Source organism: Pseudomonas sp. DVZ6 (assembly GCF_024259445.1).
Classification (GTDB): domain Bacteria; phylum Pseudomonadota; class Gammaproteobacteria; order Pseudomonadales; family Pseudomonadaceae; genus Aquipseudomonas; species Aquipseudomonas peradeniyensis.
Genome location: NZ_JANCLM010000022.1, coordinates 60,057 through 71,503 on the forward strand (window position 1 = coordinate 60,057; position 11,447 = coordinate 71,503).

The window sequence follows — 11,447 nt, forward strand, 5'->3', positions numbered from 1 at the left end:
TGCTGCCGAAGGGAGCAGCGTTCAAGGCACCGCAGGCTCTAGGCTGCGGCAGACGCCAGTGAGGATGGCACGCCGACCGGGGCCGCGCCAGTATCTGGGCGGCCATTGTCGCGGCAAGAACAGGATAATTCCGACAGAACGCCCGCTATTTACGCCATCAAGGGCGGTAACTGGCGATTCAGCGCCAGTTTCTCCATGACCGCGCCGCCGGTCAGGGCGTAGCCCAGCAGCTGGCCATCGGCACCGTGGCAGAGCACTTTCAAGTCGGCGCCGCTGCCTTCGACCACCCAGGTGCCCTCATGGCCGGGCGGCACCGGGGATACCACCAGCGGACAGGCCGGAGTCTTCACGGTGACCGGCATCGGGCCGTAGGCCACCGCGGTCGGGTTGCCGGCCAGGGTCTGGGCCAGGGCACGGGCGCAGGTCATCAGCGGCATGACGTACAGCAGGTTGATGCCATCGACCTCGGCGCAGTCGCCCAGGGCGAAGATATTGGCATGGGAGGTGCGCAGCTGGCGGTCCACCACCACCCCACGGTTGACCTGCAACCCCGCCGCCGCTGCCAGGTCGGTGCGCGGACGCAGGCCGATGGCTGACACCACCAGGTCGCAGGGAATCACGCTGCCATCGGACAGGTGCGCCTCGAGCGCCTCCCCTGCCCGCTGCAGGCGGGTCAGCACCGGGCCGAGGTGAAAGCGCACGCCCAGTCCTTCCAGGCCCGCCTGCACGGCTGCGGCGGCAGCTGGGTGCAGCAGAGTCGGCATCACCTGCTCACAGGGGGCGACGACCTCGCAGTGCAGGCCGCCCAGGCTGAGGTCGTTGGCGAATTCGCAACCGATCAGGCCGGCACCGAGGATCAGCACACGCTGCTTGCCCGCGGCCGCAGCGCGAAAGCGTGCGTAGTCCTCCAGGTCGTTGATCGGGAAGACCAGCTCGCCGGCATCGCCTTCCACAGGCACCTGCACCGTCTGCGCGCCCCAGGCCAGTACCAGGTCGCGGTACTCCACCGCTTCCTCGCCAATCCACAGGCGCTTGTGGCCCGGGTCGATGCCGCTGATACGGGTATGGGTACGAATCTCGGCCTTGAGCTGCTCGGCCATCGCACCCGGTTCGGCCATGCACAGGCCGTCGGCGTCCTTCTGCTTGGCGAAGCCGGTGGACAGCATGGGCTTGGAGTAGGAGCGACCGTCGTCGGCGGTGATCAGCAACAGCGGCGTATCGCCGTCGAGCTTGCGAAACTCTCGCGCCAGGTTGTAGCCGGCAAGGCCGGTACCGATGATCACCACGGGGGACGTCATGTCGTGCGTTCCTTCTTCAAGCCAGGGTTGCGATCAGCCGATGGCGATCATTTCGAAATCACTCTTGCCCACGCCGCAGTCGGGGCACAGCCAGTCTTGCGGTACATCTTCCCAGCGGGTGCCGGGGGCGATGCCGTCGTCCGGCCAACCTTGGGCCTCGTCGTAGATCAGGCCGCAGACAATACATTGCCACTTCTTCATTTACTGCTGTTCCTCGGTCAGGCTTAAGGATGCGTTGCAGCTGACGGCCTCATCGCGGGGCAAGCCCGCTCCTACAAGGGACGCGCAGTTCCCGAGGGCTGCACTGTACCTGTGGGAGCGGGTTTACCCGCGAAGGGGCTACCGCGCAATTCGTGGGGGCTTTGTACTGGCCCTGCCAGCAGTATGCAAGCAGTCCGGGCAAACATGCTAAGCTCGCCGCCTCTCTGGCCTGTATCAAGCATACCGACGTGCCGTACGAAACCCCGCAAGCAGCCGCTGTCGCGTGGCTGGCGTATCCGCAGCTGGCGACCACCCTCGACCAGCCGACCCTGGGCTGGCTGTTCGACGAGGGCTCCCTGACCCGTCGCCTGACCCGTCTCTCCCACGATCACTTCAGCGTCACGCCCCTGTTCGAAGGCTGGCAGCCCCTGCGCGACGACGAGTGCGCCGCCTTGGGCCTGGCGCCTGGCGCGCAGGGCTGGGTGCGCGAGGTCTACCTGCGCGGCCACGGCCATCCGTGGGTGTTCGCCCGCAGCGTGGCCAGTCGCACGGCGCTGGAACGCGGCGGGCTGGACCTGGAGACCCTGGGCAGCCGCTCGCTGGGCGAGCTGCTGTTCTGTGACCAGGCGTTCGTCCGCCACCCGATCGAAGTGTGCAGTTATCCACAGGGCTGGCTGCCCGCCGAGGTCGCCGGCGCCGGATTGTGGGGGCGGCGCTCGCGCTTCGAGCGCGACGGCCTCGACCTGCTGGTGGCCGAGGTGTTCCTGCCCGCCCTGTGGCACGCGGCCAAGGAGGAGAACCGCTGATGTACCTGCAACTGCTCAAGTCGCTCAACCGCCTGCACCCACGGGCCTGGGACTTCATCCAGCTGAGCCGCATGGACCGCCCGATCGGCATCTACCTGCTGCTGTGGCCGACGCTGGTGGCGGTGTGGATCGCCGGCAACGGTTCGCCGACCCTGGCCAACGTGCTGATCTTCGGTTTGGGCGTGGTGCTGATGCGCGCCGCCGGCTGCTGCATCAACGACTTCGCCGACCGCAAGGTGGACGGCCACGTCAAGCGCACCGCTGACCGGCCACTGGCCAGCGGCCGGGTGAAACCCCGCGAAGCGCTGGCGCTGTTCGCCCTGCTGGTGGGGCTGAGTTTCCTGCTGGTGCTGTGCACCAACGCTACCACGGTATGGCTGTCGTTCGGCGCGGTCGCCCTGGCGTTCTGCTACCCGTTCATGAAGCGCTACACCTACTACCCGCAGGTGGTGCTGGGCGCGGCGTACTCCTGGGGTATCCCCATGGCCTTCACCGCCGCGGGCGGCGAGCTGCCGGCCAGCGCCTGGCTGCTGTACATCGCCAACCTGCTATGGACGGTGGGCTACGACACCTACTACGCCATGGTTGACCGTGACGACGACCTGAAGATCGGCGTGAAATCCACCGCCATCCTGTTCGGCGAGGCCGACCGGGTGATCATCCTGACCTTGCAGTTGCTGTCGCTGGGCTGCCTGTTGCTGGCGGGTAACCGTTTCGAGCTGGGCGGCTGGTTCCACCTGGGGCTGTTGGCGGCGGCGGTGTGCTTTGCCTGGGAGTTCTGGTCGACGCGCAAGCTGGATCGGGAGTCGTGCTTAAAGGCGTTTCTGCACAACCATTGGGCGGGGATGCTGATTTTTGGCGGGGTGGTGCTGGATTACGCGTTGCGCTGAGGCTCACCGTCTCTGTGGGAGCGGATTTACCCGCGAATGCGATGGCGGCGGCACCGCAGCATTCGCGGGTAAACCCGCTCCCACAGGGTCAAAGATCAACCTTCAGGGCTTGGCGATATGCCAGACGTCCTTCATGCCATCACCGGTGGTCTCCCCGGCCTTCTTGTCCTTGACGAAGGTGTAAAGCGGCTTGCCGTCGTAGGCCCACTGCATCTTGCCGTCGTCACGCTTGATCTGCGTCCACTTGCCTTCGGCCTTCTCACCATCGCTGACCATCAACGGCGGCCAGTTCTTGGCGCACTCGCCGTTGCACATGGACTTGCCGCCGGCATCCTTGTCGAAGGTGTACAGCGTCATGCCGTTGTGATCGACCCACATGCCGTCCTTTTCCGTGGCGTGATGAGCCGACGCCACCCCCGGCACTGCCAGCGCAGCGCAAAGGGCCATCCAGCTCAGCGTATGTCGTGTCATTGGAATCACCATTGTTTCGGGGGTGGATTGAATGTCCGCGCCGCCTTCGCGGCCCCCTGAAGCCTAGCCCAGTCACGCAATGTCGCCAGAATGGCCAACACCCTGTCACACAGCTGCAATAATTCCGTTATCTAATGCGGGCCAAGACACCGTTCCTGGGAGAGGTAATTGAGCATGGTTGGCAGAAACATTCTGATCGTCGACGACGAAGCGCCTATCCGCGAGATGATCGCCGTTGCATTGGAAATGGCCGGCTATGACTGCCTCGAGGCCGAGAACTCGCAACAGGCCCACGCCATCATCGTCGACCGCAAGCCGGACCTGATCCTGCTCGACTGGATGCTGCCGGGCACCTCGGGCATCGAGCTGGCCCGCCGCCTCAAGCGCGACGAACTGACCGGCGACATCCCGATCATCATGCTCACCGCCAAGGGTGAAGAGGACAACAAGATCCAGGGCCTGGAAGTCGGCGCCGACGACTACATCACCAAGCCGTTCTCCCCCCGCGAGCTGGTGGCGCGCCTGAAGGCCGTGCTGCGCCGCACCGGCCCGAGCGACAGCGAGGCGCCGATCGAAGTCGGTGGCCTGCTGCTCGACCCTATCAGCCACCGCGTGACCATCGACGGCAAGCCGGCCGAGATGGGTCCCACCGAATACCGCCTGCTGCAGTTCTTCATGACCCACCAGGAGCGCGCCTACACCCGTGGCCAACTGCTCGACCAGGTCTGGGGCGGCAACGTCTACGTCGAGGAACGCACCGTCGACGTGCACATCCGTCGCCTGCGCAAGGCGCTGGGTGAAGCCTATGAAAATCTGGTACAAACCGTCCGCGGCACCGGCTATCGCTTCTCGACCAAGAGCTGATCGAAGCCCCAGCGCCCGCTGTACAAGGACTGTCAATTGAACCAGAACTGGCACGCGACCCTGATTCGCCACATGCTCCTGCTGATCACCGTCTGCCTGATCGGCGGGCTGGTCAGCGGCTACTACGGCTGGAGCCTGGCCATCGGCCTGGCCCTGTACCTGGGCTGGACGCTGAAGCAGCTGCTGCGCCTGCACGACTGGCTGCGCAACCACCAGCCCGACGAAGCGCCCCCCGATGGCTACGGCCTGTGGGGCGAGGTGTTCGACAGCATCTACCACCTGCAACGCCGCGACCAGCGCGTGCGCGGCCGCCTGCAAGCAGTGATCGACCGGGTCCAGGAGTCCACCGCCGCCCTGCGCGACGCGGTGATCATGCTCGACAGCGAAGGCAACCTGGAGTGGTGGAACCGCGCCGCCGAGACCCTGCTGGGCTTCAAGACGCCGCAGGACGGCGGCCAGCCGGTGACCAACCTGGTGCGCCACCCGCGCTTCAAGGAGTATTTCGAGTCGGACAACTACGCCGAGCCGCTGGAGATCCCCTCGCCGATCAACGACCGCCTGCGCGTGCAACTGCACCTGACCCGCTACGGCAACAACGAACACCTGATGCTGGTGCGCGACGTGACCCGCATCCACCAGCTGGAACAGATGCGCAAGGACTTCGTCGCCAACGTTTCCCACGAGCTGCGCACGCCGCTGACGGTGATCACCGGTTACCTGGAGACGCTGCTGGACAATGTCGAGGACGTGAACCCACGCTGGAGCCGCGCCCTGCAGCAGATGAGCGCGCAAGGCTCGCGCATGCAGACCCTGCTCAACGACCTGCTGCTGCTGGCCAAGCTCGAGGCCACCGACTACCCCTCGGACAACCAGCCGGTGCTGGTCGACACCCTGCTCGGTGCCATCAAGAACGACGCCCAGGCCCTGTCAGGCCCGCGCAACCAGCGCATCAGCCTGGAGGCGACGCCCGGCATTCGTCTCAAGGGCAGTGAGTCGGAGCTGCGCAGCGCGTTCTCCAACCTGGTGTTCAACGCGGTCAAGTACACCCAGGACGAAGGCAATATCCGCATCCGCTGGTGGGCCGACGAACAGGGCGCGCACCTGAGCGTGCAGGACTCGGGGGTGGGGATCGAAGCCAAGCACCTGCCACGCCTGACCGAACGCTTCTACCGGGTCGACTCAAGCCGTGCGTCCAATACCGGCGGCACCGGGCTGGGGCTGGCGATCGTCAAGCATGTGCTGATGCGCCATCGCGCACGCCTGGAAATCAGCAGCGTGCCGGGGCATGGCAGCACCTTTACCTGCCACTTCGCGCCGGCGCAATTGGTGTCAAGCAAAGCCTGAATCATCGCGGGGCAAGCCCGCTCCCACGCACTGCCTAAGCGATCGTGGGAGCGGGCTTGCCCCGCGATGGGACGCATCCCCTTTGCTTTTGCGGCTCCAGCCGCTACATTGGATCCCCCGTGCCAGCCATCGCTGGCACTTTTTTTCTCTTCAATTCAAAGACGGACCCCGTAAAAACTCCATCATGGACCCTTCCCCTGGTATCAGCCTCACCTCGTTGTTCGCCGATTTCGGCATGATTCTCTTCGCCTTGTTCCTGGTGCTGCTCAACGGCTTCTTCGTTGCCGCCGAGTTCGCCATGGTCAAGCTGCGTTCCACCCGAGTCGAATCCATCGCCGAGCTGCACGGCTGGCGTGGCAGCATCCTGCGCAAGGTGCATAACCAGCTCGACGCCTACCTGTCGGCCTGCCAGCTGGGCATCACCCTCGCCTCCCTGGGCCTGGGCTGGGTCGGCGAGCCGGCGTTCGCCCACCTGCTCGAGCCGCTGCTGGCCGCCGTGGGCGTGGACAGCCCCGAGCTGATCAAGGCGATCTCGTTCTTCGTCGCCTTCTTCGTGATCTCCTACCTGCACATCGTGGTCGGCGAGCTGGCACCGAAGTCGTGGGCGATCCGCAAGCCCGAGCTGCTGTCGCTGTGGACTGCCGTGCCGCTGTACCTGTTCTACTGGGCAATGTACCCGGCCATCTACCTGCTCAACGCCAGCGCCAACACCATCCTGCGCATCGCCGGCCAAGGTGAGCCCGGGCCGCACCACGAGCACCACTACAGCCGCGAGGAGCTCAAGCTGATCCTGCACTCCAGCCGCGGCCAGGATCCGAGCGACCAGGGCATGCGCGTGCTGGCCTCGGCCGTGGAGATGGGCGAGCTGGAAGTGGTCGACTGGGCCAACTCCCGCGAAGACATGGTCAGCATCGACGCCCATGCGCCACTGAAGGAAATCCTCGCCCTGCTGCGCCGTCACAAGTTCAGCCGCTACCCGCTGTATGACGCCGAGCGCGAGGAGTTCACCGGCCTGCTGCACATCAAGGACCTGCTGCTGGAGCTGGCCGAACTGGACCACCTGCCCGAGACCATCGACCTCGAGGACCTCGCCCGCCCGCTGGAGCGCGTGTCGCGGCACATGCCGTTGTCCCAGCTGCTGGAGCAGTTCCGCAAGGGTGGCGCGCACTTCGTGCTGGTGGAGGAAGCCGATGGCAAGGTGATCGGCTACCTGACCATGGAAGACGTGCTGGAGGTGCTGGTCGGCGATATCCAGGACGAACACCGCAAGACCGAGCGCGGCATCCTCGCCTACCAGCCGGGCAAGCTGCTGGTACGCGGTGATACGCCGCTGTTCAAGGTCGAGCGCCTGCTGGGCGTCGACCTCGACCATATCGAGGCGGAAACCCTGGCCGGCCTGGTCTACGAGACCCTCAAGCGCGTGCCCGAGGAAGAGGAAGTGCTGGAGGTCGACGGCCTGCGCATCATCATCAAGAAGATGAAAGGGCCGAAGATCGTGCTGGCCAAGGTGCTCAAGCTCGATTGATATCCCTGGGGCTGCTTTGCAGCCCTATCGCGGCACAAGGCCGCTCCTACAGTAGATCGCATTCCCCTGTAGGAGCGGCCTTGTGCCGCGAAAGCCTCAAGGGTTGCCGGCAGTAAAATCCGGTAACCCGCCAATCGGCCGGTCGAACTGATACGGTATCGACTCCAGCGCCAACCCCACATTGCGCTGCACCACGAAATGCAGGTGCGGCCCGCTGCTGTTGCCGGTGTTGCCCGACTTGGCCAGCGCCTGCCCCTGGGCCACCCGCTGCCCCTCGCCCACCACCACCGAACCGCGCATCAGGTGCAGGTACACGCCCATGGTGCCGTCCGGGTGCAGGATCCTGACGAAGTTGCCCGCCGGGTTGTTGCCCCGCCCGCTCTGGTTGTTCTCGATCTTCACCACCACCCCACCCCGCGCCGCGATAATCGGTGTGCCTTCGGGCATGGCGATGTCCATGGCGTAGCGACCCTTGGGCCCGAAGTGGCTGAAACGGCCGTTGGGCCCCTGGCTCAGGCGAAACGGCCCGCCCTTCCAGGGGAAGGGATAGCGATAGCCCTGCGGGCGCTGCCCCGGGTCACCCATGGCATAGCGAAACCTGGTGTCGTACCTGAGGCCGGCCCCCTGGCGGGCCTGGACCACACTGAGCACCTGGGTCGAGCGCGGCGGCACCAGGCGCCGGACGATACGCGGCGCGTTGCCGCCCTGGGCATTGGCCAGGCGCTCCACGCGCAGTTCCACCTCCATCGGCACGAACAGTTCGTTGCGGGCGACAAAGCGCACGCCACCGGCAAAGGGCTCGGTCTTGAGGCGAACCTGGCCATCCAGGCGCTCGACCATGGGTTCACGGAACACAAAGGCTTTCGCCCCCGGGCTCGGGCGGTCTGAATAGGAGACCACGCCGAAGGTGTCGGTGGTCTTGTAGACGGTCATGCCCAGGCTCGACGCCGAGGCCGTGAGCAAGGCACAGAACAGCAACAGGCGGGCGGGCGGCATGATGGTGGCTTTTTGACAGTTGTGTTCTGTCGAAGCCTAGCAGCCAGATTTGAGAGGGATATGACAGTTGGTCGGGCGAAGTGCCGGTTGAGTAACGTGGGAGCGGGCTTGCCCCGCGATGACGACGGTGGCCATACCACCACTATCGCGGGGCAAGCCCGCTCCCACAAAATCCGCTCCGACCTGTCGCGGTGCTCAAGCGGCCATCAGGCGCCGGGCGTGAAGTGCTTCTGCGCCGTACCGCGAGCGATCAGCCGCGACAGGTAGTCGAGCTTCTGCGCATCCTGGTCGACGAACTTGAAGGTCAATTGCAGCCAGTCGCTCTCGGGCTTGGGCTCCAGCGCCGCAATGGCGTGCAGGTAGCCGTTCAGCCGCGCCGTCTCGGCATTCTCGCCTTGCTCCAGGTCCAGCACCGCGCCTTCGAGCACCTGCGGTAGGTTGCTGCCGCGGCGCACCACCAGCAGGGCTTCCTTGAGGCTCAGGGCCTTGATCATGCACGGCTGGGTTCCGCTGGACAGGCGCAGTTGGCCTTGGCCACGGCCAGTCTGGGCCGCGGCGGCGGCAGTCTTTGGCGTGGGGGCGTTGATCAGCGGCTTGGTCGCTGCTGCCACGGGTGCGGCGGCAGGCGCGGTCACCTTGGCCGCTTCCGGACGACCGCCGGTCAGGGCGCTGAGCGAGTCGTTGGCGAACGCCGAGTTGACTCGCGCCGGCGCACTGGACATCAGGGCGTCGAGCTTGCCGATCTTGGTCAGCGACTTCTTCACCTTGGTCAGCAGTTGCTCGTTGGTGAACGGCTTGCCGACGAAATCGGAAACACCGGCCTGGATGGCCTGGATCACGTTTTCCTTGTCACCACGGCTGGTCACCATGATGAACTGCATGGTCTTCATCTCTTCCTGCTGGCGGCACCAGGTCAGCAGCTCGAGGCCCGACATCTCGGGCATCTCCCAGTCGCACAGGACCAGGTCGAAACGTTCCTTGCTCAGCATGGCCATGGCCTTGCGGCCGTTGACCGCGTCCTCGATCACCACGCCGGGAAAGGCGTTGCGCAGGCACTTTTTTACCAGGTCGCGGATGAACGGGGCATCGTCCACGACCAGCACATTCACTTTACTCATCGATACTCCTCTTGAATCCCGGCTAGCATACCGCCGACTGATGGCCATTTGCCAAACCACTGGTCACGCCGGGACTTCTCACACGGTTCGCGGGTGCCTGCTGGTGCTCGACCGCAAACGAAAACGCCCGGCGGTTGCCGGGCGTTCATGCTCGGGAGCAATCCTATTTATCGTCCGGTTCAGCCGGAACATTAGCGATTTCGCCCTCATCGAACGCTTCGCCCTGCACCTCGGCTTTCATGCGCTTGAGGCCCATGTGGCGCACGTCGGTGCCACGCACCAGGTAGATCACCAGCTCCGAAATGTTGCGCGCGTGGTCGCCGATGCGTTCCAGCGAACGCAGGGCCCAGATCACGCTGAGCACACGGGAGATCGAGCGCGGGTCTTCCATCATGTAGGTGACCAGCTCGCGCAGCGCGGTCTTGTACTCGCGGTCGATGGTCTTGTCGTACTGGGCCACCGACAGCGCCAGCTCGGCGTCGAAGCGGGCGAAAGCGTCCAGTGCGTCGCGAACCATGTTGCGCACCTGGTCGCCGATGTGGCGCACCTCGACGTAGCCACGCGGCGACTCGCCTTCCTCGCACAGCTGGATGGCGCGGCGGGCGATCTTGGTCGACTCGTCGCCGATGCGCTCCAGGTCGATCACCGACTTGGAAATGCTGATGATCAGGCGCAGGTCGGAGGCCGCCGGCTGGCGACGGGCGAGGATGCGCACGCACTCCTCGTCGATGTTGCGCTCCATCTGGTTGATCTGTTCATCGACCTCGCGCACTTGCTGGGCCAGGCCCGAGTCGGCCTCGATCAGCGCGGTGACGGCGTCGTTCACCTGTTTCTCGACCAGCCCGCCCATGGCCAGCAGGTGGCTGCGCACCTCCTCGAGCTCGGCGTTGAACTGCTGGGAGATATGGTGGGTAAGGCTTTCTTTGTTGATCATCGTTTCGCTCCGCGAAGCAGCTGCAGGCTTCAAGTCGTTCGTGTCGTCCTGGCAATGAAAATCCAGCGTGGGAGCGGGCTTGACCCGCGATTTCCGGCGGCAGCACCGACGCAATCGCGGGGCAAGCCCGCTCCCACTGAGCCTACCTAGCCGTAACGGCCAGTAATGTAGTCTTCGGTCTGCTTCTTCGCCGGGTTGGTGAACAGGGTGTCGGTGTCACCGAATTCGACCAGTTTGCCCATGTACATGAACGCGGTGTAGTCCGAAACGCGGGCCGCCTGCTGCATGTTGTGGGTGACGATGACGATGGTGTACTTGGATTTCAGTTCGTAGATCAGCTCTTCGACCTTCAGCGTCGAGATCGGGTCCAGCGCCGAACACGGTTCGTCGAGCAGCAGCACTTCCGGCTCCACGGCGATGGTACGGGCGATCACCAAGCGCTGCTGCTGGCCACCGGACAGGCCCAGGGCCGAGTCGTGCAGGCGGTCCTTGACCTCATCCCACAGCGCCGCGCCCTTCAGCGCCCACTCGACGGCTTCGTCGAGCACGCGCTTCTTGTTGATGCCCTGGATGCGCAGGCCGTAGACCACGTTCTCGTAGATGGTCTTGGGGAACGGGTTGGGCTTCTGGAACACCATGCCCACGCGGCGGCGCAGCTCGGCCACGTCCTCGCCCTTGCGGTAGATGTTGCTGCCGTACAGGTTGATGGCGCCTTCCACGCGGCAGCCATCGACCAGGTCGTTCATGCGGTTGAAGGTCCGCAGCAGGGTCGACTTGCCGCAGCCGGACGGGCCGATGAAGGCAGTCACGCGCTGCTTGGGGATGTTCATGCTGACGTCGAACAGCGCTTGCTTGTCGCCGTAGAACAGGGACAGCCCGGGTACTTCGATGGCCACGGTCTCTTCGGCCAGGCGCAGGCTCTGCTTGTCGCGGCCCAGGGCCGACATGTCGATGCCGTGGGCGTGGGATTCATGCTGCATGGTCAACTCCATACGCTATC

At 65.0% G+C, this 11,447-nt stretch carries 12 protein-coding genes; 5 read left to right on the forward strand and 7 right to left on the reverse strand.

The window, feature by feature from the left end:
* Positions 1-149: 149 nt before the first annotated feature.
* On the reverse strand, positions 150-1,298 hold the full coding sequence (locus tag NMG10_RS14495; protein WP_203649372.1) for an NAD(P)/FAD-dependent oxidoreductase: 1,149 nt from the start codon (positions 1,296-1,298) through the stop codon (positions 150-152).
* 33 nt (positions 1,299-1,331) lie between these two features.
* Positions 1,332-1,499, reverse strand: a complete 168-nt coding sequence (locus tag NMG10_RS14500) for a rubredoxin (protein ID WP_012312109.1) — start codon at positions 1,497-1,499, stop codon at positions 1,332-1,334.
* 248 nt (positions 1,500-1,747) lie between these two features.
* Here NMG10_RS14500 and NMG10_RS14505 point away from each other — a divergent pair, with 248 nt between their 5' ends.
* Positions 1,748-2,305 (forward strand): chorismate lyase, encoded by a 558-nt coding sequence (locus NMG10_RS14505; protein ID WP_254464596.1) that lies wholly within the window; start codon positions 1,748-1,750, stop codon positions 2,303-2,305.
* Positions 2,305-3,195, forward strand: coding sequence for a 4-hydroxybenzoate octaprenyltransferase (ubiA, locus tag NMG10_RS14510; protein ID WP_254464597.1), 891 nt, complete (start codon positions 2,305-2,307; stop codon positions 3,193-3,195). Before NMG10_RS14505 ends, ubiA begins: the two co-directional genes overlap by 1 nt.
* A gap of 102 nt (positions 3,196-3,297) precedes the next feature.
* On the opposite strand, the gene NMG10_RS14515 is transcribed toward ubiA, so the two are convergent.
* Positions 3,298-3,666 (reverse strand): hypothetical protein, encoded by a 369-nt coding sequence (locus NMG10_RS14515; RefSeq protein ID WP_254464598.1) that lies wholly within the window; start codon positions 3,664-3,666, stop codon positions 3,298-3,300.
* A gap of 174 nt (positions 3,667-3,840) precedes the next feature.
* Here NMG10_RS14515 and phoB point away from each other — a divergent pair, with 174 nt between their 5' ends.
* The 3 genes from phoB (at position 3,841) to NMG10_RS14530 (ending at position 7,399) form a co-directional block, all read left to right on the forward strand.
* Positions 3,841-4,530 carry a phosphate regulon transcriptional regulator PhoB gene (phoB, locus tag NMG10_RS14520; RefSeq protein WP_003253341.1) on the forward strand — a complete coding sequence of 230 codons (690 nt, stop codon included), beginning with the start codon at positions 3,841-3,843 and terminating at the stop codon, positions 4,528-4,530.
* A gap of 72 nt (positions 4,531-4,602) precedes the next feature.
* Entirely contained in the window at positions 4,603-5,874 is a 1,272-nt protein-coding gene (gene phoR, locus NMG10_RS14525; RefSeq protein WP_232855495.1) for a phosphate regulon sensor histidine kinase PhoR, read from the forward strand.
* Positions 5,875-6,058: 184 nt separating this feature from the next.
* Positions 6,059-7,399: a hemolysin family protein gene (locus tag NMG10_RS14530; RefSeq protein WP_203649361.1), complete on the forward strand. Its 1,341-nt coding sequence runs from the start codon at positions 6,059-6,061 to the stop codon at positions 7,397-7,399.
* Between the two features lie 96 nt (positions 7,400-7,495).
* Here the strand turns inward: NMG10_RS14530 and NMG10_RS14535 are convergent, their stop codons facing one another.
* The 4 genes from NMG10_RS14535 to pstB form a co-directional block, all read right to left on the reverse strand.
* Positions 7,496-8,395: a M23 family metallopeptidase gene (locus tag NMG10_RS14535; protein ID WP_232855403.1), complete on the reverse strand. Its 900-nt coding sequence runs from the start codon at positions 8,393-8,395 to the stop codon at positions 7,496-7,498.
* A gap of 206 nt (positions 8,396-8,601) precedes the next feature.
* A complete protein-coding gene (locus NMG10_RS14540; protein ID WP_254464599.1) occupies positions 8,602-9,513 on the reverse strand; it encodes a response regulator in 912 nt (303 codons plus the stop codon).
* A 163-nt stretch (positions 9,514-9,676) separates the two neighbouring features.
* The gene (gene phoU / locus NMG10_RS14545; protein WP_110736220.1) at positions 9,677-10,447 is read right to left on the reverse strand and encodes a phosphate signaling complex protein PhoU; all 771 of its coding nucleotides are present in this window, start codon (positions 10,445-10,447) and stop codon (positions 9,677-9,679) included.
* A gap of 146 nt (positions 10,448-10,593) precedes the next feature.
* Positions 10,594-11,427 (reverse strand): phosphate ABC transporter ATP-binding protein PstB, encoded by an 834-nt coding sequence (gene pstB, locus NMG10_RS14550; protein WP_028689970.1) that lies wholly within the window; start codon positions 11,425-11,427, stop codon positions 10,594-10,596.
* Between the last annotated feature and the right edge of the window lie 20 nt (positions 11,428-11,447).

Coding starts and splice junctions, on each gene's coding strand:
- NMG10_RS14495 (WP_203649372.1), bottom strand. CDS start 1,298: ATGACGTCCCCCGTGGTGATCATCGGTACCGGCCTTGCCGGCTACAAC.
- NMG10_RS14500 (WP_012312109.1), bottom strand. CDS start 1,499: ATGAAGAAGTGGCAATGTATTGTCTGCGGCCTGATCTACGACGAGGCC.
- ubiA (WP_254464597.1), top strand. CDS start 2,305: ATGTACCTGCAACTGCTCAAGTCGCTCAACCGCCTGCACCCACGGGCC.
- NMG10_RS14515 (WP_254464598.1), bottom strand. CDS start 3,666: ATGACACGACATACGCTGAGCTGGATGGCCCTTTGCGCTGCGCTGGCA.
- phoB (WP_003253341.1), top strand. CDS start 3,841: ATGGTTGGCAGAAACATTCTGATCGTCGACGACGAAGCGCCTATCCGC.
- phoR (WP_232855495.1), top strand. CDS start 4,603: ATGCTCCTGCTGATCACCGTCTGCCTGATCGGCGGGCTGGTCAGCGGC.
- NMG10_RS14530 (WP_203649361.1), top strand. CDS start 6,059: ATGGACCCTTCCCCTGGTATCAGCCTCACCTCGTTGTTCGCCGATTTC.
- NMG10_RS14535 (WP_232855403.1), bottom strand. CDS start 8,395: ATGCCGCCCGCCCGCCTGTTGCTGTTCTGTGCCTTGCTCACGGCCTCG.
- NMG10_RS14540 (WP_254464599.1), bottom strand. CDS start 9,513: ATGAGTAAAGTGAATGTGCTGGTCGTGGACGATGCCCCGTTCATCCGC.
- phoU (WP_110736220.1), bottom strand. CDS start 10,447: ATGATCAACAAAGAAAGCCTTACCCACCATATCTCCCAGCAGTTCAAC.
- pstB (WP_028689970.1), bottom strand. CDS start 11,427: ATGCAGCATGAATCCCACGCCCACGGCATCGACATGTCGGCCCTGGGC.